This window comes from Thioalbus denitrificans (assembly GCF_003337735.1).
In the GTDB taxonomy this organism is placed as follows: domain Bacteria; phylum Pseudomonadota; class Gammaproteobacteria; order DSM-26407; family DSM-26407; genus Thioalbus; species Thioalbus denitrificans.
Genome location: NZ_QPJY01000011.1, coordinates 84,240 through 102,349, shown reverse-complemented (window position 1 = coordinate 102,349; position 18,110 = coordinate 84,240). Strand labels below are relative to the sequence as shown.

Sequence of the window (18,110 nt, the reverse complement as noted above, 5' to 3'; positions counted from 1 at the left end):
ACGGAACACGGAACACGGAACACGGAACACGGAACACGGAACACGGAACACGGAACACGGAACACGGAACACGGAACACGGAACACGGAACACGGAACCACCGCATTTCCTCACGGCCTCCCCTGATGCGTTAGAATCCCCACAGGCCATTCAGCGGAACCAGCGAGGACCCACCTTGAACGACCGGCAGTCCGGCAACTCCTTCGTGGAGAGCTTCAGGAGCTCGGCTCCCTATATCCACGCCCACCGCGGCCGGACCTTCGTGGTGCTGTTCGGCGGTGAGGCGGTGGCCGATCCCAACTTTCCCGCCCTCATCCACGATATCGCCCTGCTCAACTCCCTCGGCGTGCGCCTGGTGCTGGTGCACGGGGCGCGGCCCCAGATCGAGGAGCGCCTGCGCGCCCGCGGCACCGAGATCCAGTACCGGGACGGGCTGCGGGTCACCAGCGCCGAGGCCCTGGTGGGGGTGAAGGAAGCGGCGGGGACCGTGCGGGTGGAGATCGAGGCGCTGCTCTCCATGGGGCTGGCCAACTCGCCCATGGCCGGGGCCGGCATCCGGGTCGCATCGGGCAATTTTGTCACCGCGCGGCCGCTGGGCGTGCGCAACGGCGTCGACTATGCCCACACCGGCGAGGTGCGCCGGGTGGACGTGCGCGCCATCGAACGCATTCTTGCCGAGAACGCCATCGCGCTGCTTTCGCCGCTCGGCTATTCGCCCACCGGCGAGGTGTTCAACCTGAGCGCCGAGGATGTGGCCACGGCGGTGGCGGTGGAGCTGAAGGCGGACAAGCTGCTGTGCCTGGTGGAGAGCGAGGGGCTGCTGGACCAGGCGGGCGCGGTGGTGCGGGAGCTCTCTCCCGCCCAGGCGGAGCGGGTGCTGGAGAGCGGCCGCGAACTGCCCGAGGATGTGGCCCGGGCGGTGGTGGGGGGCATCTACGCCTGCCGCTCGGGCGTGCGCCGCAGCCACCTCATCAGCCGGCGCATCGACGGGGCCCTGCTGCGGGAGCTGTTCACCCGCGACGGTGTGGGGACCCTCATCAACTCCGACTCCTACGACGCCCTGCGGCGGGCGAACATCGACGACGTGGGCGGACTCATCGAGCTGCTGCGGCCGCTGGAGGAGAGCGGTGTGCTGGTGCGGCGCTCGCGCGAGCTGCTGGAGATGGAGATCGATCACTTCACCGTCGCCGAGCGCGACGGGATGGTGGTGGGCTGCGCGGCCCTCTACGCCTTTCCGGAGGAGGGGCTGGGGGAACTGGCCTGCCTCGCCGTGCATCCCGACTACCGTGGGGGCGGCCGTGGCGACGAACTGCTCCACAGCACCGAGCGCCAGGCCCGGGCCCAGGGCGTACGGCGGCTGTTCGTGCTCACCACCCGCACAGCGCACTGGTTCCAGGAGCGCGGCTTCGAGCCGAGTTCCCTCGGCGATCTGCCCATGAGCCGCCAGGCGCTCTACAACTACAAGCGCAACTCCAAGGTCTTCATCAAGACCTTGTGACCAAGTTCGGCTTGAATAGACAGGATTTACAGGATTGACGGGATTTTCCGGTGATTGCCTTCACGCGGACAGTCCTGCACTCGACGCACCGCGCAATAGATGTCGGACCGGTCGAGAGGCTGGCTCTCCATATCCTGTGAATCCTGTGAATCCTGTCTATTAACTGTCTTTTCTCTTCCGTGGGTTGAATCGCTCAGCCGGCGGGCCAGCCGAAGGGGCGCTTGGCCATCAGGTGCATGTGGATGTGGAACACCACCTGGCCGCCGCCGCGGTTGACGTTCACCACCAGCCGGTAGCCGTCCCCGGCCACCCCTTCCCGGGCGGCGATGGCCTTCGCGGCCTGGAGCAGCCGGCCCATCAGGTCGGTGTCCGCCTCGCCGATGTCGTTGATGGTGGCGATGTGGCGCCTGGGGATGATCACCACGTGCAGCGGGGCCTGGGGGTTGATGTCGTGGAAGGCCAGGACGTGGTCGTCCTCGTAGACCTTCTCGGCGGGGATCTCTCCGGCGGCGATCTTGCAGAAGATGCAATCCATGGGGCGTGCTCCGTAGCCTGTCAGGGGAACCAGCCGCCCATTCTACCCGCCGCGTGGGCATTGTGAACCGGTTGGAAAAAGCCTCGGTGGATTGGGACTGGATGATGAAAGGCGAAAAGCGCTATTAACCGCAGATTACGCTGATTTACGCAGATTGGGACAAGGAACATGACTGGCGTGGCTTTCATGGCCCGTTGTCATGTATCCATGTTTACCGAGACGCTGTTATCGGAGGATCTATGCCTCTACGCTGGAGCCTGGCTGTTCATCGGCCTGTAGACGGAGCACCGGATAATCTGCGCAAATCGGCGTAATCTGCGGTTAAAACAGTCTTTGAAATCCTGTCGTCCCGGGAGGGAAGATCCCCGGCCGGGGTGGCCGGGGACCGGTACCGGCATCAGCCGCGGGCCTTCTGGCTCTTCTCCACGAGGTCGTGGACGATGGGCTCGAGGATGACCTCCATGGCGAACCCCATCTTGCCGCCCGGCACCACCAGGGTGTTGCGGCGGGACATGAAGGAGTCGTGGACCATGCTCAGGAAGTAGGGGAAGTCCACGCCCTTGGGGTCCCGGAAGCGGATGATCACGAAGCTCTCGTCCGGCGTGGGAATGTCGCGGGCGATGAACGGGTTGGAGGTGTCCACCGTGGGCACGCGCTGGAAGTTCACGTGGGTGCGCGAGAACTGCGGGGTGATGTAGTTCACGTAGTCGGGCATGCGCCGCAGGATGGTGTCCACGATGGCCTCGGCGGAGTAGCCCCGCTCCTTGGCGTCGCGGTGAATCTTCTGGATCCACTCCAGGTTGACGATGGGCACCACGCCCACGCCCAGGTCCACGTGGCGGGAGACGTCCACGTCGCCATCCTTCACCAGGCCGTGCAGTCCCTCGTAGAAGAGGAGATCGGTATTCGGCTCGATGTCCTCCCAGGGGGTGAACTCGCCGGACTTGCAGCTGGTGCCGAGGCGGGCGTTGTGCTGATCGGCCTCGTCCTCGTTGTGGAGGTAGTAGCGACGCTGGCCGGTACCGGTTTCGCCATAGGTCTGGAACAGCTCCTCGAGCTTGTCGAAGACATTGGCCTCCGGGCCGAAGTGGCTGAGGCTGCCGCCCTCCGCTTCGGCCTTGGCCACGGCCGCCTTCATCTCCGCGCGGTTGAAGCGGTGATAGGAGTCGCCCTCCACCACCGCGGATTTCAGGTTCGCGCGGAAGAACATGTGCTCGAATGCGGTCTTGACCGTACTGGTGCCGGCGCCGGAAGAACCGGTAATCGCGATAATGGGGTGCTTCTCGGACATCTCCCCCTCCCTCAATGTCTGTTAAAATTCTTTGTCATCAACAGGTTACGATGACGCCACGATTTTAGGTGGAAATCAGTATGCCGCCCGCCCCGGTGGATTGCCAATAAATCTCCGGGCGGAGCGATAGTCTTTGCTTATGGCCCGCGGGTGCGGGGTTCCAGAATTTTCACCACGAAGGCGCGAAGGACACGAAGAAAAGACTTTAAAGACTGTTTAACCGCAGATTACGTTGATTGACGCTGATTACTTCCTGTAACCCATTTGCACTCCGGCGCCCGGCGGGTTCGTCCCTGCAGGTTTGGCCTTACGCCGGGATGGTCAACGGGCCCCTCCTCTTGGCAGGGTCAATCTGCGTAAATCCACGTAATCTGCGGTTTATTCGTCTTTGTCTTTCTTCGTGTCCTTCGCGCCTTCGTGGTGAATCCCTGCCGGTCTCGGTTCACGCGGCGTCGGGGTCGAGCCGCGCCCAGAGGTCGTATTCGCCGGTGTCGGTGACGGTCACCTCCACCCGGGCGCCGGGCTCCAGTCCGTGGCCGTCCTCCACCAGGACCACGCCGTCGATTTCGGGCGCGTCGGCGGCGTTGCGGGCCACGGCGCCATCCTCGGTGACCGCGTCCACCAGCACCTCGATGCGCTGGCCGAGGCGGCGCGCCAGGCGCCGGGCGCTGATCCCGGCCTGCAGCTCCATGAGCCGATCGCGGCGCTCGGCCTTCACCTCCTCGGGGACGGGATCGGGCAGGGCGTTCGCCGCCGCCCCCTCCACCGGCGAGTAGGTGAAGCAGCCCACCCGGTCGAGCTCCGCGGCTTCGAGGAATTCGAGCAGTTGCCGAAAGTCCTCCTCCGTCTCGCCGGGGAAGCCGGCGATGAAGGTGCTGCGCAGGGTCAGCCCGGGGCAGGTTTCCCGCCAGGCCCGGATCCGCGCCAGGGCGTTCTCGGCGTGGGCCGGGCGCTTCATCAGCCGCAGGATGCACGGGCTGGCATGCTGCAGGGGCATGTCCAGGTAGGGGAGGATATGCCCCTCGGCCATCAGCGGGATGAGCTCGTCCACGTGGGGGTAGGGATAGACGTAGAGCAGCCGGACCCAGGCGCCGAGACCGCCCAGCGCGCGGGCCAGCTCGGTGATCCGGGTCTTCACCGGGCGGCCGTTCCAGAAGCTGGTGCGGTACTTCAGGTCGAGGCCGTAGGCGCTGGTGTCCTGGGAGATGACATTGAGCTCCCGCACCCCGGCGGCCACCAGGTGCTCCGCCTCGCCGAGGACCTCGCCCGCGGGTCGGCTCACCAGGTCGCCGCGCAGCCCGGGGATGATGCAGAAGGTGCAGCGGTGGTTGCAGCCCTCGGAGATCTTCAGGTAGGCGTAGTGGCGCGGCGTGAGCTTCAGCCCCTGGGGCGGTATCAGGCTGGTGTAGGGATCCGCCGGCGGCGGCAGGTGATCGTGGATGTGTTCCATCACCTCGGCCGCGGCGTGCGGCCCGGTCACCGCCAGCACCTGGGGATGGTGCGCCAGCACCGTGTCGCCCTTCGCGCCCAGGCAGCCGGTGACGATGACCCGGCCGTTCTCGGCCAGGGCCTCGCCGATGGCGTCCAGGGACTCCTCCACCGCCGCGTCGATGAATCCGCAGGTATTCACCACCACGAGATCCGCGCTGTGGTAGTCGGGCGCCACGTGGTAACCCTCGGCCCGCAGCCGGGTCAGGATGTGCTCGGAGTCCACCAGGGCCTTGGGACAGCCCAGGCTGACGAAGCCCACGCGGGGAATGTCACGCATCGGAGTGGAGGACATGGACGGCGACCGTCGTTCCGGGAGAGGCGCCGATCATACCACCGCTGTTGCTCTGCCCGGATCGTTCGGCTTTTATTTATCCGCAGATTACGCAGATTACGCAGAATGTATTGGTGCATCTGTTGCGCACTCAGCCGTCATCCTTGACGGCACAGAATCCGGACGGCGGAGAGTGAACGAGATAAGGCCCTTGCACCGACTCTGACCAGAGCGGAATCAATCCGTGTAATCGGCGTAATCTGCGGATAAAACCAACAGGTTCAGTCGGAGCGCCAGCCCCGCACGGCCGTCTCGGCGGCGGGGTCGAGGGGGCGGGCGAGGAGGCCGCTGGGGCCGAGGACCACCGCGTAGCGGGCGCCGTCGCTGAGGGGCAGGTAGGCGGCGCTGCCGTAGACCGCATCCACCCAGGGCAGCCAGCGTCCGTGCTCCCGGGCCAGGGCCCAGAGATCGAGCCCGGCGGCCTCGGCGAGGGAGTGGACGCTGCGGGGACCGGTGCGTTCCCGGTCCGGGTCCCGCCAGCGGCCGCTGAGGCGCTCCAGGCGGTAGAGGTTGTCCAGGCCGAACAGCCGTGCGGGCCCGCGCCAGGTCAATACCCGGGCGTCCAGCTGCCACTCGTCGCCTTCCAGGGGGTAGACGGCGCTGTCGCCTCCTGGAAGTGTGAGCAGGGCCTCGAAGCGTGCCGGTCCGGTGGCGGCGAAGGCGAGGGTAGCCACCGGCCGCTCGGCGGTGAGGCGGCTGTAGGTGTGCAGGTTGGCCGCCACCGAACCGGTCAGCAGCGCCAACCCCAGCAGGAGCAGACCGCCCATGCCGCGGCGTCCGCCCTGCAGCCAGCGGCGGCGGCGCCAGCTGTGCAGCGCCGCGACGAGCAGCACCCCGGCCAGCAGCAGGGCGGCGAGGGCGAGGGTGGCGGGGAGTTCGAGCGACATGGCGGGTGCGGGTGCGGGGTGGTAAGGATGCCATGCTGCCAGTCCCGGATGTCGTTGTCACGGCCGCGCCGGCCCGGAAGGGTGGGTGCGGGCCCGCGCCCGGCTACGCCGTGAGTCTCGGGATCAGGCGCCGGATCGTCCTTGCGCGAGAGGTTCACGGGACTGCGATGGGGGGCATTCGCCCGCGGCAATCCGGTTGCGCCCGCCCGCCTTGGCGGCGTAGAGGGCGGTGTCGGCGCTGCGGATGAGGGCATCCTCGTCCCCGGCATCCTGCTCCGGGAAGGCGGTATAGCCGCCGCTGATGGTGACCTGAATGGTCTGTTCGCCGTCGCGTACCGGGGTTTCCGTGCACGCGTGGCGGATGCGCTCGGCCACCCGCTGGGCATCGACGCAGCCGGCGCCCGGCAGCAGCACCAGGAACTCCTCGCCGCCGTAGCGCACCAGCACGTCGCCTTCGCGCAGACAGCGGCGGATGGCGTTCGCGGTGCTGGCGATGACCCGATCGCCCACCAGGTGGCCGTAGGTGTCGTTGACCGCCTTGAAGTGATCGATGTCCAGCATCAGCACGCCCAGCGGCGCGCGGGTGCGCGCGGACCGCTGGTACTCCTCGTGCAGGCGCCCCAGCCCGAAGCGGCGGTTGTAGGCGCCGGTGAGGGGATCCAGGGCCGCCAGTCGCTCCAGGTGATCGTAGGTGACGGCATTGTGCAGGGCCAGGCCGAAGCTGCGCTGGAACAGTTCCAGCAGCCGCAGGCGTTCGCCCGTCAGGGGACGGGTGCTGGCCAGGACCACCACGCCGAGGTTGACCGACTGGTAGACGATGGGTACGACCACCACTTCACGGGGACGCAGATTGCCCACCAACGCCTCGATGACGATGTCCTCGGGCAGCTCCAGGCGCCGCAGCGCCTGGCTGCGCAGCGCCTCGCGGACATGATCGCTGTGGCGCAGCCGCTCGCGATCCTCCAGCCCGTGGCCGGCGATGACATTGAGCTCGCCGCCCTGTTCCACCAGCACCGCGCCGGCCTGGGCGCCGGTATGGTTCAGCAGCTGGGTCAGGGCCCGCGCCGCCAGGGGAGCGAGCTCGAGCTGGCCGGAGAGCTCCCGGGAGAAGTCCCGCACCGCGTCCTCCACCTCGTGGGCATTCATGAGCGCCCCCACCAGGCGGTTGAACGCGGCCGCGCTTTCACCGAGTTCGTCCTGGGAGTCCACCGGAACGCTGCAGGTCTCGGGGCGGCAGCGGCTCCAGTCGTCACTGTAGGTGGCCGAACCGATGGACTCGGCCACCTGGTGCATGCGCCCGGAGAGGAGCCGCAGCCGGGGGCGCACCACTCCCCGGGCCAGGCCGTAGTTGGCCAGGCCGACCGCCAGGCCGGCCAGCAGGGTGGCGCCGAAGAAGCGGGGGGTGTAGACCTCTTCCGGAGGCAGGCCGAGGAGGGTGGCCAGGAAGGGAAAGGCGATCCCCGCCAGGAGGCCCAGCCCCACCATCCACCGGGCCAGGTCGGTGAACAGCCTGCGCGTCGGCCGCGGCGCTCGATCGATGCTGCCGGGCCGGCTCATGCGGAAGGACGATCCAGTTCCCGGACCGTCATCTCGCCGCCGTCGGTGAGGAGTCTGCGGATGCGCTCGTGCCAGTTGTGGCGGAAGCGGGCGAGCACCTCCTCGTTCTCGTCGCCGTAGAGCAGGGAGAGCAAATCCTCGCCGGTAGCCGGATCCGCGGGAATGGGAGTGGGATCGTAGCTCAGGGTGACCGTCTGCCCCGTGTCCAGCCGCTCGAAGGTGAACGAGCCCGGACCGAAGATGGCCACGCCGTCGAAGCTGAGCAGGCCGCGGCGGATGTAGCGGCCGTGCAGTCCCTGGAAGCCGTTGTCGCCGGCGGAGCCGGTGATCAGGGTGAAGATCTGGCTCATGGGTCCGTTGATGCCCTGATCCTCGGTGCCGGCGATGGTGATGCGCAGCTGCCCACGCTCGGGCACGGTTGCGCCGTAGAGCAGTTCGACGGCGCGCTTGACCACCAGGAACGCCCCCGCCACGGTGGGGCCGTAGTGGCCGGCGAGCTTGACCACGTCATCGAAGGTAAAGGTCAGGATTCCGTCGTCCTCGCCGATACCCAGGAGAGCGGCGAAGGGATCGCGGAAGCGGATGACGGGGGCATCGGGAAATAGGCGACTCCGTTCTGGAGTTGTCATCGCGTCGGGCCTGTTGTCGTTGTTGGGGGCCAACCATCTGCCGCCGAACCTGAATTGCCAGGGGCTGCAGAAAAGCATAGTCCGCCCCGTCGCGGCCTGCAGCTTTCAGTGTGTGAACCGTGCCTCAACCCGCGGCGGTTTCCCGCGCCACCGCCCGGTAGCCGATATCGCGGCGGTAGTAGGCGTCCTCCCAGTGGATGGCGGCGACCCCGGCGTAGGCGCGCTGCTGTGCCGCCCGCACCGTGTCGCCCAGCGCCGTGACGCACAGCACCCGGCCCCCGTGGGTGACCACCGCCTCGTTGTGCAGCGCAGTACCGGCGTGGAAGACCTTGGTGTCGGCGCTGTCGGCCGCCTCGATGCCGTGGATGACATCGCCCTTGCGGTACTCGGCGGGGTAGCCGCCGGCGGCCATGACCACGCCCAGGGCGGCGCGGGGATCCCAGGCCGCCTCCACCTCGTGCAGCCGGCCGGCCACCGCGGCCTCCACCAGGCTGACCAGGTCCGAGCGCAGGCGCATCATGATGGGCTGGGTCTCCGGATCGCCGAAGCGGCAGTTGTACTCCAGCACCCTGGGGGTGCCGTCGGCCGCAATCATCAGCCCGGCGTAGAGGAAGCCCGTGTAGGGCCGGCCCTCGGCGGCCATGCCGCGGACGGTGGGCTCGATGACCTCGCGCATGGCCCGTTCCCAGATCTCCGCGGTGACCACCGGGGCGGGAGAGTAGGCACCCATCCCGCCGGTGTTGGGCCCGCGGTCGCCGTCGTCGCGGGCCTTGTGGTCCTGGGAGGTGGCCATGGGCAGGATGTGTTCGCCGTCCACCATGACGATGAAGCTCGCCTCCTCGCCGGTGAGGAACTCCTCCACCACCACCCGGTGACCGGCTTCGCCGAAGGCGTTGCCCGCGAGCATGTCCCGCACCGCCGCCTCGGCTTCGGCCTCGGTCTGGGCCAGGATGACCCCCTTGCCCGCGGCGAGGCCGTCGGCCTTCACCACGATGGGTGCGCCCCGGGCGCGGATGTAGGCGACGGCCTCGTCCACGTCGGTGAAGTTGCCGTAGGCGGCGGTGGGGATCCGGTGGCGGGCCAGGAAGTCCTTGGTGAAGGCCTTGGATCCCTCCAGCTCGGCCGCCGCCTGGCCGGGTCCGTAGATGGCCAGGCCAGCGGCGCGGAAGGCGTCCACCACCCCCAGCACCAGCGGCGCCTCGGGGCCGACGATGGTCAGCTCCACGCCGCGGTTGCGGGCCAGGCTCACCAGTCCCGCGATGTCATCCACCGCGACCGGCACGTTCTCCGTCTTGGCTTCCCGCGCCGTGCCGGCGTTGCCCGGCGCCACCAGCACCTGCTCCACCCGCTCCGACTGGGCCACCTTCCAGGCCAGCGCATGCTCGCGCCCGCCGCCGCCGATAATCAGTACCTTCATCAGAGTATCTCCTGATTACAGGGATTGAACGCCAAGACGCCAAGACGCCAAGGGGATGCGAGGTAAGGGGGCGCGGCCCATGTCTTATGCCTGGTGGGGGCGCCACGCCAAATTGCCTTCGCCTTCCCCGTTCCTTCGCGTCTTTGCGTCTTCGCGTTGAATGGTTCCCGCAGCTGTTGCCTCAGTGCCGGAAGTGGCGCATGCCGGTGAAGACCATGGCCATGCCGTGCTCGTCGGCGGCGGCGATGACCTCCTCGTCGCGCATGGAGCCGCCGGGCTGGATGACCGCGGCGATGCCGGCCGCGGCGGCGCTGTCGATGCCGTCGCGGAAGGGGAAGAAGGCGTCGGAGGCCATGACCGAACCCTTCACCTCGAGCCCCGCGTGCTCGGCCTTGATGGCGGCGATGCGGGCGGAGTTGACCCGGCTCATCTGCCCGGCGCCGACACCGATGGTCCGGCTGTCGCGCCCGTAGACGATGGCGTTGGACTTGACGTACTTGGCCACCCGCCAGCTGAAGAGCAGGTCGCGCAACTCCGCCTCGCTCGGCTGGCGCTCGCTCACCACCCGCAGCTCGTTGTGGAGCCCGGCATCGGCGTCCTGCACCAGCAGCCCGCCGTTGACCCGCTTGAAGTCGAGCCGGCGCCCGGTGGCGGCGCTCCAGTCGCCGCACTCCAGCAGGCGCACGTTCTTCTTCGCCGCCACTGCCGCCACGGCCTCGGCCGAGACGCGGGGGGCGATGATGACCTCGACGAACTGGCGCTCCACGATGGTCTGCGCGGTGGCGGCGTCCAGCTCCCCGTTGAAGGCGATGATGCCGCCGAAGGCCGACTCCGGGTCGGTGGCGTAGGCGCGGTCGTAGGCCTCGAGCAGGCTGCCGCCCAGGGCCACGCCGCAGGGATTGGCGTGCTTGACGATGACGCAGGCCGGGTCCCCGTCGAACTGCTTGACGCACTCCAGGGCCGCGTCGGTGTCGGCGATGTTGTTGTAGCTGAGCTCCTTGCCCTGCAGCTGGCGGGCGCGGGCGATGGAGCCGCCCGGCGCATCGCGCTCCACGAAGAAGGCGGCCTGCTGATGGGGGTTCTCGCCGTAGCGCATGGTCTGCACCTGCCGCACCTGCAGGTTGAAGGTCCGCGGGAAGGCGCTCCTGCCACCGTCGGCCCCGATTGTCCCCAGGTAGTTGGCGATGGCCCCGTCGTAGGCGGCGGTGTGCTCGAAGGTCTTCACCGCCAGGTCGAAGCGGGTGGCGGAGCTGACCGCGCCGTCGTTCGCGCCCATCTCCTCCAGCACGCGATCGTAGTCGGCGGCATCCACCACCACGGTCACCGCCGCGTGGTTCTTGGCCGCTGCGCGCAGCATGGTGGGCCCGCCGATGTCGATGTTCTCGATGGCGGTGGGCAGATCGCAGCCGGGCCTGGCCACCGTCTGCTCGAACGGGTAGAGGTTGACCGCCACCAGGTCGATGGGGGGGATGCCGTGCTGCTCCATCACCGCCTCGTCCACGCCGCGACGGCCGAGAATGCCGCCGTGGACCTTCGGATGCAGGGTTTTCACCCGGCCGTCCATCATCTCCGGGAAGCCGGTGTGGTCGGAGACCTCCACCACGGGAATGCCGTTCTCGGCCAGCAGCCGGGCGGTGCCGCCGGTGGAGAGAATCTCCACGCCGCGCTCCTGCAGGCGGCGGGCGAAATCGACCACGCCGGTCTTGTCGGAGACACTGATGAGCGCGCGGCGGATGGGAGTTGAATCAGTCTGGGTGGGCATAGGGCGAACCGTTGTCGAATAGGTGGCCAGGGACAGGTGACGAGCGCGGATTATACCCCATTAAGTGAGGGGTGAGGGGTGAGGGGTGAGGGGTGAGGGGTGAGGGGTGAGGGGTGAAGCGTGAGGGGTGAAGCGTGAGGGGTGAAGCGTGAGGGACTACGGGCGACAGGTAATAGGTGACAGGCGACGGGAGGTGTCAGGAATGGTGTGGGTGACGGGCAACGGCGCAAGCAACCCCGCGCCCACGCCTCACTCCTTACACCTCACGCCTCACTCGATGTCGTACTGCTTGAGCTTCTTGCGCAGGGTGCCGCGGTTCAGGCCGAGCATTTCGGCGGCGCGGGTCTGGTTGCCGCCGGCGTGGCGCATGACGGTTTCCAGCAGCGGCTTCTCCACCTCGCCTATCACCATGCGGTAGAGATCGCTCGCGGGATGTCCGTCGAGGTGGGCGAAGAAATTCTCGAGTGCCTCGCGCACGCAGTCACCGAGCGGTTCCCCGCGGCTTTCCCTTTCCACCTTCAGCTTGGTCACTGTCGCCTTGCCGGCGTCCACCACTGCGTTCATGCCGCCATCGACCTCGTCCGTTTCAGTTCCAGTTCCCCGAAGAATGACTCGATGTGGGTCCGCTGCTCTTCGATGCCCGCAAGCCGGTTGAACCACTCCCGGAACGCCGCGCCGCCGGCCAGGCCCCTGGTATACCAGGATACGTGCTTGCGGGCCATGAGCAGGCCAGTGCGCTCGCCATAGAAGGCGTAGATCGCCTCCAGGTGCTCCCGCACCAGGGCGTGAACCTCGGCGGCGGGGGGCGCCGGCAGTTCCTGCCCGGTGGCCAGGTAATGGGCCACTTCCCGGAAAATCCACGGCCGGCCCTGGGCCGCGCGTCCGATCATGATGGCGTCGGCACCCGTATGCTCCAGTACCTCGCGGGCCCGCCGCGGAGTGCGGATGTCCCCGTTGGCGATGACGGGTATGGAGACCTCGGCCTTGATGGCGCGGATGGTGTCGTACTCCGCCTCGCCGCGGTAGCCGTCGGCCCGGGTCCGCCCGTGTACCGCCAGGGCCTGGATACCGCAGGCCTGCGCGAGGCGGGCGATGCGCACCCCGTTGCGGTGGTCATGGTCCCAGCCGGTGCGGATCTTGAGGGTGACCGGGACCGCCACCGCCGTCACCACCGCCTCCAGGATGCGGGCCACCAGGGGCTCGTCGCGCAGCAGCGCGGAGCCGGCCGCCACGTTGCAGACCTTCTTGGCCGGACAGCCCATGTTGATGTCGATGATCTGGGCGCCCTGGTCGGCGTTGTAGCGGGCCGCCTCGGCCATCATGGCTGGATCGGCGCCCATGATCTGTACCGAGCGCGGTTCGGCCTCGCCCGCATGGTCGGTCCGGCGGCGGGTCTTCTCGCTGCCCCAGAGCAGGGCGTTCGAGCTGACCATCTCCGATACGGCCAGGCCCGCGCCGTGGCGCCGGCACAGCTGCCGGAACGGCCGGTCGGTCACGCCCGCCATGGGGGCGAGCACGAGGTTGTTCGGGAGCCGGTAGGGGCCGATGTTCATGGTCACGGTGCCGTTGGCGGTGGTGGCGGACTCTGCGCTCCGGGATTCTTCACCACCAGTCCAGTTTCGGGAAGACAGGCCGCTCATGTTAACCGCTCGCCGGTGCGGGTTAAAGTGCGGTTGCGACCGTCGCCCATAAGACTGCGCCGCTCAGCGGAACCGGAACGTATAACCCGTCACATTTCCCGGGTCGGCCAGTTCGAGGCGGGCGTGCACCGGTGTGTCGGGCGGCATCAGCCGCTTCACGTCCCGGACGTCGGGCAGGTACTCCGCCGGCGTGAAGACGCGCATGCCCTTCACCGCGCCCTCGGTCGTGGTCAGGGTGAGCTCCAGTTCGGGATACGGTTGGGAGTAGCCGGCCTCGTTGACCAGGATCGCGTTGGCCAGCAGTCGCCCCGGCTGCCCGGGGTCAGTGCGCACATCGCGCGCCTGCAGCCGGATGCGGTCGGGGGCGCGCAGGGGCGGCACGGTGCAGCCCGTGGTGGCGCACAGGCGCACCAGCAGGGGACGGATCTCGGGATAGGCGTTGAACGCCTCGGGGCGGAAGTGGGCGTACTGCAGCAGCAGGACCAGCAGCAGGACCAGGGTGCCCGCAGCCCAGGCCAGCGGTGCCAGCGATGCGGAGCGGGTGCGGGGCGCCTGCCAGACATCCTCGCCCGCGTCCGGCCCGGCCTCCGGCGCGGGCAGGGACCCGGGCCCGCTCTCCGGCGGCATGCCGGCGTCCGCTATGGAGGCATCGGACGCAGTGGGCGCATCGGGTTCAGCAATCAGTTCGGCGGCGGCATCGAAGACGTTCCGGCAGTTGCCGCAGCGGACCAGCCCCCCGGCCGGCTCCAGCTGTTCGGGGCGGAGGCGGAAGACGGTTTCGCATTGTGGGCAGCGGGTGAGCATGGCGATTCAATGGTCCAGCATGGGGCCCGGATGACGCCGGCCGCCCCGGGCACGGCAGGGCGGTTTTACAGAATAGTAAAGACCAAAACCGCGCGGGAATCTGTCAATAAATGCCACAGCCACCGGCAGGAAAGCCCCTGCCGGGCCCGGGACGGGAGTCAGGCGCGCCGCGTTCCGGCCAGGCGGACCCACTCCTCGCGCGCAACGGGCGGCTCCATGTCGAACCAGGCGGCATAGGCGGCGCCGACCGCGTCGGCCTGTTCGCGGAGGATGCCGGAGAGCACGACGCGCCCCCCCGGCCGCACGATCCCGGCGAACCGGGATGCCAGCCCGATGAGCGGTTCGGCCAGGATGTTGGCCAGCAGCAGATCGGCCTGCAGGGGCGGCAGGTCCTCGGGCAGCGCCGTGTAGAAGTTGCGCACCGGGATCTCGTTGCGCTCGGCGTTCGCCGCGGAGGACTCCAGGGCCTGGGGGTCGTTGTCCACCGCCCACAGGTGGCGCGCCCCGAGCAGCGCCGCGGCGATGGCCAGGATGCCCGAGCCGCAGCCGTAGTCCACCACCAGCTGGCCGGCGGGGGGATGGCCATCGAGCCATTCCAGGCACAGGGCCGTGGTGGGGTGGGTGCCGGTGCCGAAGGCCAGACCGGGATCGAGGAGGATGTTGACCGCGTCCGGCTCCGGCGGCGGGCACCAGCTGGGGCAGATCCAGAGCCGCTCACCGAAGCGCATGGGCTGGAACCGGTCCATCCAGGCGCGGGTCCAGTCCTGGTCCTCCAGGGCCTGGAAACGGTGCGGCGGCAGCTCCCCGAGGGACTCGCGCAGCAGCGCCAGTATCGCCTCGCGGTCCGCATCGGCGGGGAACAGGCCCACGACCCGGGTGTCGGCCCAGAGCGGGGTGGCGCCGGGGGGCGGTTCGTAGAGCGGCTGGTCGCGGGCGTCCTCGAGGGTGACGGCTTCCGCGCCGGCAGCTTCCAGCAGGGCGCTCAGGCGATCGGCCTGCTCGGAATCGGTGTCGATTTTCAGCTGCAGCCAGGGCATGAAAAATAGGTGGATAAAGGATAACGGATAAAGGATAACGGGCGGGTTCCTGTCCCCTGTTCCCCGCTATCCGTCCCCTGTGCCTTCCTACAGACCCAGTTTCTTTTCCAGGTAGTGGATGTCGGTGCCGCCCTTGACGAAGTTGGCGTCACGCATCAGGTCCTGGTGCAGGGGGATGTTGGTCTTGATGCCCTCGATGATGATCTCGTCCAGGGCGTTGCGCATGCGCCCGATGGCCACCTCCCGGGTCTCGCCATGGGCAATCAGCTTGCCGATCATGGAGTCGTAGTTGGGCGGCACCATGTAGCTGGCGTAGATGTGCGAGTCGAGCCGGATGCCGGGGCCGCCGGGCGGATGGAACATGGAGATGGTGCCGGGGGAGGGCATGAAGGAGACGGGATCCTCGGCGTTGATGCGGCACTCCAGCGCGTGCCCGTCCCAGCGCACCTCCTCCTGGCGGAAACGCAGCGTCTCGCCGGCGGCGATGCGCAACTGCTCCTTGACGATGTCGATGCCCGTGATCATCTCGGTGACGGGATGCTCCACCTGCACGCGGGTGTTCATCTCGATGAAGTAGAACTCGCCGTCCTGGAACAGGAATTCGAAGGTGCCGGCGCCGCGGTAGCCGATGCGGCGGCAGGCCTCGGCGCAGCGCTCGCCGATGGTGTGACGCTGCTCGTCGGTGATGCCCGGCGCCGGCGCCTCCTCGATGACCTTCTGGTGGCGGCGCTGCATGGAGCAGTCGCGCTCACCGAGGTGGATGGCGTTGCCGTGCTCGTCGGCGAGCACCTGGAACTCCACGTGCCGCGGGTGATCCAGGTACTTCTCCATGTAGACGGTGCTGTTGCCGAACGCCGCGCCCGCCTCGGTGCGGGTAAGCGATATGGCGTTGAGCAGCGTGGCGTCGGAGTGCACCACGCGCATGCCGCGCCCGCCGCCGCCGCCGGCGGCCTTGATGATGACCGGGTAGCCGATCACGCGGGCCAGGCGCAGGTTCTCCTCCGGCTCCTCGCCCAGCGGCCCGTCGGAGCCCGGCACGCAGGGCACGTCGGCGGCCTTCATGGCGCGAATGGCGGAAACCTTGTCGCCCATCAGGCGGATGGTGTCGGGCCGCGGGCCGATGAAGACGAAGCCGCTGCGCTCCACCTGCTCGGCGAAATCGGCGTTCTCGGAGAGGAATCCGTAGCCGGGATGGATGGCCACCGAGTCGGTGACTTCCGCGGCGCTGATGAGCGCGGGGATGTTGAGGTAGCTCTCGGTGGATGGCGGCGGGCCGATGCAGACCGATTCGTCGGCCAGGCGCACGTGTTTGAGATCCCGATCCACGGTGGAGTGGACGGCTACCGTCTTAATTCCGAGTTCGCGGCAGGCGCGCAGGATGCGCAGGGCGATCTCGCCGCGATTGGCAATGAGAACCTTTGTCAGCATGGTGTCGACTCGTGGCGCTGGCTGGGGGCGCGGGTGTGCGCCCGACCCTGGGAACCCGCGGAGGGCGTCACTCGATGACGTAGAGAGGCTCGCCGTACTCCACCGGCTCGCCGTTCTCCACCAGGATGGCCTTGATCGCACCGGCACGATCGGCCTCGATCTGGTTCATCATCTTCATGGCCTCGACGATGCAGAGGGTCTCTCCCACCTTGACCGTCTGGCCTATCTCCACGAAGGGCTTCGCTCCCGGGTTCGGGGCCCGGTAGAAGGTTCCCACCATGGGGGATTTCACGATGTGCCCCGAGGGGATCGCCGGTTCGGCGGCGGGTGCGGGCGCCGCCGCCGGGACGGGTGCCGGGGCCGGCACCTGCTGGACGGTCTGGTACACGCCCTGCGGGGCATGGCGGCTGATGCGCACCGACTCTTCGCCCTCGTGGATCTCCAGCTCGGAGACTCCCGATTCCTCGACCAGTTCGATGAGTTTCTTGATCTTGCGTATATCCATGTTTGGGGTACGCCCGGAGTTCAGGTTGGATTCGAAGCCCTCAGGCCAGGCGCCGCAGCGCGGCCTCCAGGGCGAGTTCATAGCCATGTGCACCCAGTCCGCTGATGACGCCCACGGCCACGTCCGAGAGGTAGGAGTGGCGACGGAACTCCTCGCGTGCATGGACGTTGGAGAGGTGCACCTCGACGAAGGGGATGCCGACACCGAGCAGCGCATCGCGCAGGGCGACGCTGGTGTGGGTGAAGGCGGCCGGATTGATCAGGATGAAGTCGACGCCGTCGCGTCCGGCCCTGTGGATGGCCGCCACCAGTTCGTGCTCGGCATTGCTCTGCAGGGTCTCGATCCGGTGTCCGGCGGCCTCCGCCTGCCGGTGCAGCCGCGCGTCGATCTCCGCGAGGGTGGTCTGGCCGTAGTGTCCGGGTTCCCGGTCGCCCAGGAGATTCAGATTCGGTCCATGGAGAACCAGGATGTACGCCATGCGCTCGGGACCCCGGAGTGCGGTGGAACGGCCTCAACGGTGCCATGCGGTTGCGCCGGATGCGATCCGGGGCCTCGGCACAGCACGGGAGTTCGGGCCCGAATTGTGCACGACCGGTGGGGGATTGTCCAGATTAGAGCTGTTCGGTGTGAGTTCGCGCAGGTTCGCGACCGATAGCTGTCGATTTGCGCCAGTGTGATGCTGCGGTGCAGCGTCGGGCGGGTGGCGCGACAGGCTCCCGGGACGGCGGCGGGCCCGCCCGGGGTGCCGGGCGGCCGCCCTTCAGAGCAGGGGCAGGATGACCTCCTCGGCCTGTTCGCGGGTCAGCTCGCCGGCCCAGGTGAAGACTATCTTTCCCTCCCTGTCCACCACGGCGGAGTAGGGCAGCAGGCCGGCCTCGTTGCCGTAGGCGCGGGCGGCGTCCACCACCGCCTGTTCGCCCACCAGGAGGGGGTAGTTGATGCCCAGGGTGGTGGCGAAATCCCGCACCCGGCCGGCCTCGTCCATGGCGAGGCCCACGAACTGCAGCCCGCGCGCGCCGTACTCCTGCTGCAGTTCGATGAAGGTGGGGATCTCGCGCCGGCAGGGCGGGCACCAGGTGGCCCAGAAGTTCACCACCAGCACCTGGCCGTCCCATTCCGAGGCGGCGTGCAGCGTGCCGTCGGCATCGGGCAGGGAGAAGTCCGGCCGCAGCTCCGGGGCCGTCCCGGCGCGGGGCTGCGGAACGGTGGAGGTTCCGCTGTCGCAGGCGGGCAGCGCCAGCACGGCGGTCAGCAGGAGCAGGGCGGAGAGGCGGCGGGAGGCGCGGATCATGAGGCTG

General features: G+C 68.4%; 17 protein-coding genes. 1 reads left to right on the top strand and 16 read right to left on the bottom strand.

Translation table 11 applies throughout. From position 1 onward, the window contains the following. Positions 1 to 175: 175 nt before the first annotated feature. Positions 176 to 1,498 carry an amino-acid N-acetyltransferase gene (gene argA, locus DFQ59_RS16855; protein ID WP_114280893.1) on the top strand — a complete coding sequence of 441 codons (1,323 nt, stop codon included), beginning with the start codon at positions 176 to 178 and terminating at the stop codon, positions 1,496 to 1,498. Positions 1,499 to 1,691: 193 nt separating this feature from the next. On the opposite strand, the gene DFQ59_RS16850 is transcribed toward argA, so the two are convergent. The 16 genes from DFQ59_RS16850 to DFQ59_RS16775 all read right to left on the bottom strand — a co-directional run bounded on the left by DFQ59_RS16850 (position 1,692) and on the right by DFQ59_RS16775 (position 18,103). Further along, complete coding sequence (locus DFQ59_RS16850) at positions 1,692 to 2,033, bottom strand: histidine triad nucleotide-binding protein (protein WP_114280892.1); 342 nt, start codon at positions 2,031 to 2,033, stop codon at positions 1,692 to 1,694. Positions 2,034 to 2,430: 397 nt separating this feature from the next. Next, on the bottom strand, positions 2,431 to 3,324 hold the full coding sequence (locus DFQ59_RS16845) for a phosphoribulokinase (protein ID WP_114280891.1): 894 nt from the start codon (positions 3,322 to 3,324) through the stop codon (positions 2,431 to 2,433). A 442-nt stretch (positions 3,325 to 3,766) separates the two neighbouring features. Continuing rightward, positions 3,767 to 5,107: a 30S ribosomal protein S12 methylthiotransferase RimO gene (gene rimO, locus DFQ59_RS16840; RefSeq protein WP_114280890.1), complete on the bottom strand. Its 1,341-nt coding sequence runs from the start codon at positions 5,105 to 5,107 to the stop codon at positions 3,767 to 3,769. 260 nt (positions 5,108 to 5,367) lie between these two features. Next, positions 5,368 to 6,033 (bottom strand): hypothetical protein, encoded by a 666-nt coding sequence (locus DFQ59_RS16835; protein ID WP_114280889.1) that lies wholly within the window; start codon positions 6,031 to 6,033, stop codon positions 5,368 to 5,370. 123 nt (positions 6,034 to 6,156) lie between these two features. Then, entirely contained in the window at positions 6,157 to 7,590 is a 1,434-nt protein-coding gene (locus tag DFQ59_RS16830; RefSeq protein ID WP_114280888.1) for a GGDEF domain-containing protein, read from the bottom strand. After that, positions 7,587 to 8,219: a hypothetical protein gene (locus DFQ59_RS16825; protein ID WP_114280887.1), complete on the bottom strand. Its 633-nt coding sequence runs from the start codon at positions 8,217 to 8,219 to the stop codon at positions 7,587 to 7,589. Before DFQ59_RS16825 ends, DFQ59_RS16830 begins: the two co-directional genes overlap by 4 nt. A gap of 124 nt (positions 8,220 to 8,343) precedes the next feature. Beyond that, on the bottom strand, positions 8,344 to 9,636 hold the full coding sequence (purD, locus tag DFQ59_RS16820) for a phosphoribosylamine--glycine ligase (protein ID WP_114280886.1): 1,293 nt from the start codon (positions 9,634 to 9,636) through the stop codon (positions 8,344 to 8,346). A 181-nt stretch (positions 9,637 to 9,817) separates the two neighbouring features. Next, positions 9,818 to 11,398, bottom strand: coding sequence for a bifunctional phosphoribosylaminoimidazolecarboxamide formyltransferase/IMP cyclohydrolase (gene purH, locus DFQ59_RS16815; protein ID WP_114280885.1), 1,581 nt, complete (start codon positions 11,396 to 11,398; stop codon positions 9,818 to 9,820). 270 nt (positions 11,399 to 11,668) lie between these two features. Then, entirely contained in the window at positions 11,669 to 11,962 is a 294-nt protein-coding gene (gene fis / locus DFQ59_RS16810) for a DNA-binding transcriptional regulator Fis (protein ID WP_114280884.1), read from the bottom strand. Further along, positions 11,959 to 12,951: a tRNA dihydrouridine synthase DusB gene (gene dusB / locus DFQ59_RS16805; RefSeq protein ID WP_114280900.1), complete on the bottom strand. Its 993-nt coding sequence runs from the start codon at positions 12,949 to 12,951 to the stop codon at positions 11,959 to 11,961. Before dusB ends, fis begins: the two co-directional genes overlap by 4 nt. A gap of 150 nt (positions 12,952 to 13,101) precedes the next feature. Continuing rightward, positions 13,102 to 13,842: a DUF3426 domain-containing protein gene (locus DFQ59_RS16800; protein WP_114280899.1), complete on the bottom strand. Its 741-nt coding sequence runs from the start codon at positions 13,840 to 13,842 to the stop codon at positions 13,102 to 13,104. A gap of 158 nt (positions 13,843 to 14,000) precedes the next feature. Further along, on the bottom strand, positions 14,001 to 14,879 hold the full coding sequence (gene prmA, locus DFQ59_RS16795; protein WP_114280883.1) for a 50S ribosomal protein L11 methyltransferase: 879 nt from the start codon (positions 14,877 to 14,879) through the stop codon (positions 14,001 to 14,003). An 87-nt stretch (positions 14,880 to 14,966) separates the two neighbouring features. Continuing rightward, a complete protein-coding gene (accC, locus tag DFQ59_RS16790; protein ID WP_114280882.1) occupies positions 14,967 to 16,307 on the bottom strand; it encodes an acetyl-CoA carboxylase biotin carboxylase subunit in 1,341 nt (446 codons plus the stop codon). Positions 16,308 to 16,374: 67 nt separating this feature from the next. Further along, entirely contained in the window at positions 16,375 to 16,812 is a 438-nt protein-coding gene (accB, locus tag DFQ59_RS16785) for an acetyl-CoA carboxylase biotin carboxyl carrier protein (protein ID WP_114280881.1), read from the bottom strand. A gap of 40 nt (positions 16,813 to 16,852) precedes the next feature. After that, positions 16,853 to 17,290 (bottom strand): type II 3-dehydroquinate dehydratase, encoded by a 438-nt coding sequence (gene aroQ / locus DFQ59_RS16780; protein WP_114280880.1) that lies wholly within the window; start codon positions 17,288 to 17,290, stop codon positions 16,853 to 16,855. A 282-nt stretch (positions 17,291 to 17,572) separates the two neighbouring features. Then, positions 17,573 to 18,103 carry a TlpA family protein disulfide reductase gene (locus tag DFQ59_RS16775; protein WP_114280879.1) on the bottom strand — a complete coding sequence of 177 codons (531 nt, stop codon included), beginning with the start codon at positions 18,101 to 18,103 and terminating at the stop codon, positions 17,573 to 17,575. Positions 18,104 to 18,110 lie beyond the last annotated feature (7 nt).

What these genes read in the sequence shown, in the direction of transcription:
- DFQ59_RS16850 (WP_114280892.1), bottom strand. Translation starts at nt 2,033, where the DNA reads ATGGATTGCATCTTCTGCAAGATCGCCGCCGGAGAGATCCCCGCCGAG.
- DFQ59_RS16845 (WP_114280891.1), bottom strand. Translation starts at nt 3,324, where the DNA reads ATGTCCGAGAAGCACCCCATTATCGCGATTACCGGTTCTTCCGGCGCC.
- rimO (WP_114280890.1), bottom strand. Translation starts at nt 5,107, where the DNA reads ATGTCCTCCACTCCGATGCGTGACATTCCCCGCGTGGGCTTCGTCAGC.
- DFQ59_RS16835 (WP_114280889.1), bottom strand. Translation starts at nt 6,033, where the DNA reads ATGTCGCTCGAACTCCCCGCCACCCTCGCCCTCGCCGCCCTGCTGCTG.
- DFQ59_RS16830 (WP_114280888.1), bottom strand. Translation starts at nt 7,590, where the DNA reads ATGAGCCGGCCCGGCAGCATCGATCGAGCGCCGCGGCCGACGCGCAGG.
- DFQ59_RS16825 (WP_114280887.1), bottom strand. Translation starts at nt 8,219, where the DNA reads ATGACAACTCCAGAACGGAGTCGCCTATTTCCCGATGCCCCCGTCATC.
- purD (WP_114280886.1), bottom strand. Translation starts at nt 9,636, where the DNA reads ATGAAGGTACTGATTATCGGCGGCGGCGGGCGCGAGCATGCGCTGGCC.
- purH (WP_114280885.1), bottom strand. Translation starts at nt 11,398, where the DNA reads ATGCCCACCCAGACTGATTCAACTCCCATCCGCCGCGCGCTCATCAGT.
- fis (WP_114280884.1), bottom strand. Translation starts at nt 11,962, where the DNA reads ATGAACGCAGTGGTGGACGCCGGCAAGGCGACAGTGACCAAGCTGAAG.
- dusB (WP_114280900.1), bottom strand. Translation starts at nt 12,951, where the DNA reads ATGAACATCGGCCCCTACCGGCTCCCGAACAACCTCGTGCTCGCCCCC.
- DFQ59_RS16800 (WP_114280899.1), bottom strand. Translation starts at nt 13,842, where the DNA reads ATGCTCACCCGCTGCCCACAATGCGAAACCGTCTTCCGCCTCCGCCCC.
- prmA (WP_114280883.1), bottom strand. Translation starts at nt 14,879, where the DNA reads ATGCCCTGGCTGCAGCTGAAAATCGACACCGATTCCGAGCAGGCCGAT.
- accC (WP_114280882.1), bottom strand. Translation starts at nt 16,307, where the DNA reads ATGCTGACAAAGGTTCTCATTGCCAATCGCGGCGAGATCGCCCTGCGC.
- accB (WP_114280881.1), bottom strand. Translation starts at nt 16,812, where the DNA reads ATGGATATACGCAAGATCAAGAAACTCATCGAACTGGTCGAGGAATCG.
- aroQ (WP_114280880.1), bottom strand. Translation starts at nt 17,290, where the DNA reads ATGGCGTACATCCTGGTTCTCCATGGACCGAATCTGAATCTCCTGGGC.
- DFQ59_RS16775 (WP_114280879.1), bottom strand. Translation starts at nt 18,103, where the DNA reads ATGATCCGCGCCTCCCGCCGCCTCTCCGCCCTGCTCCTGCTGACCGCC.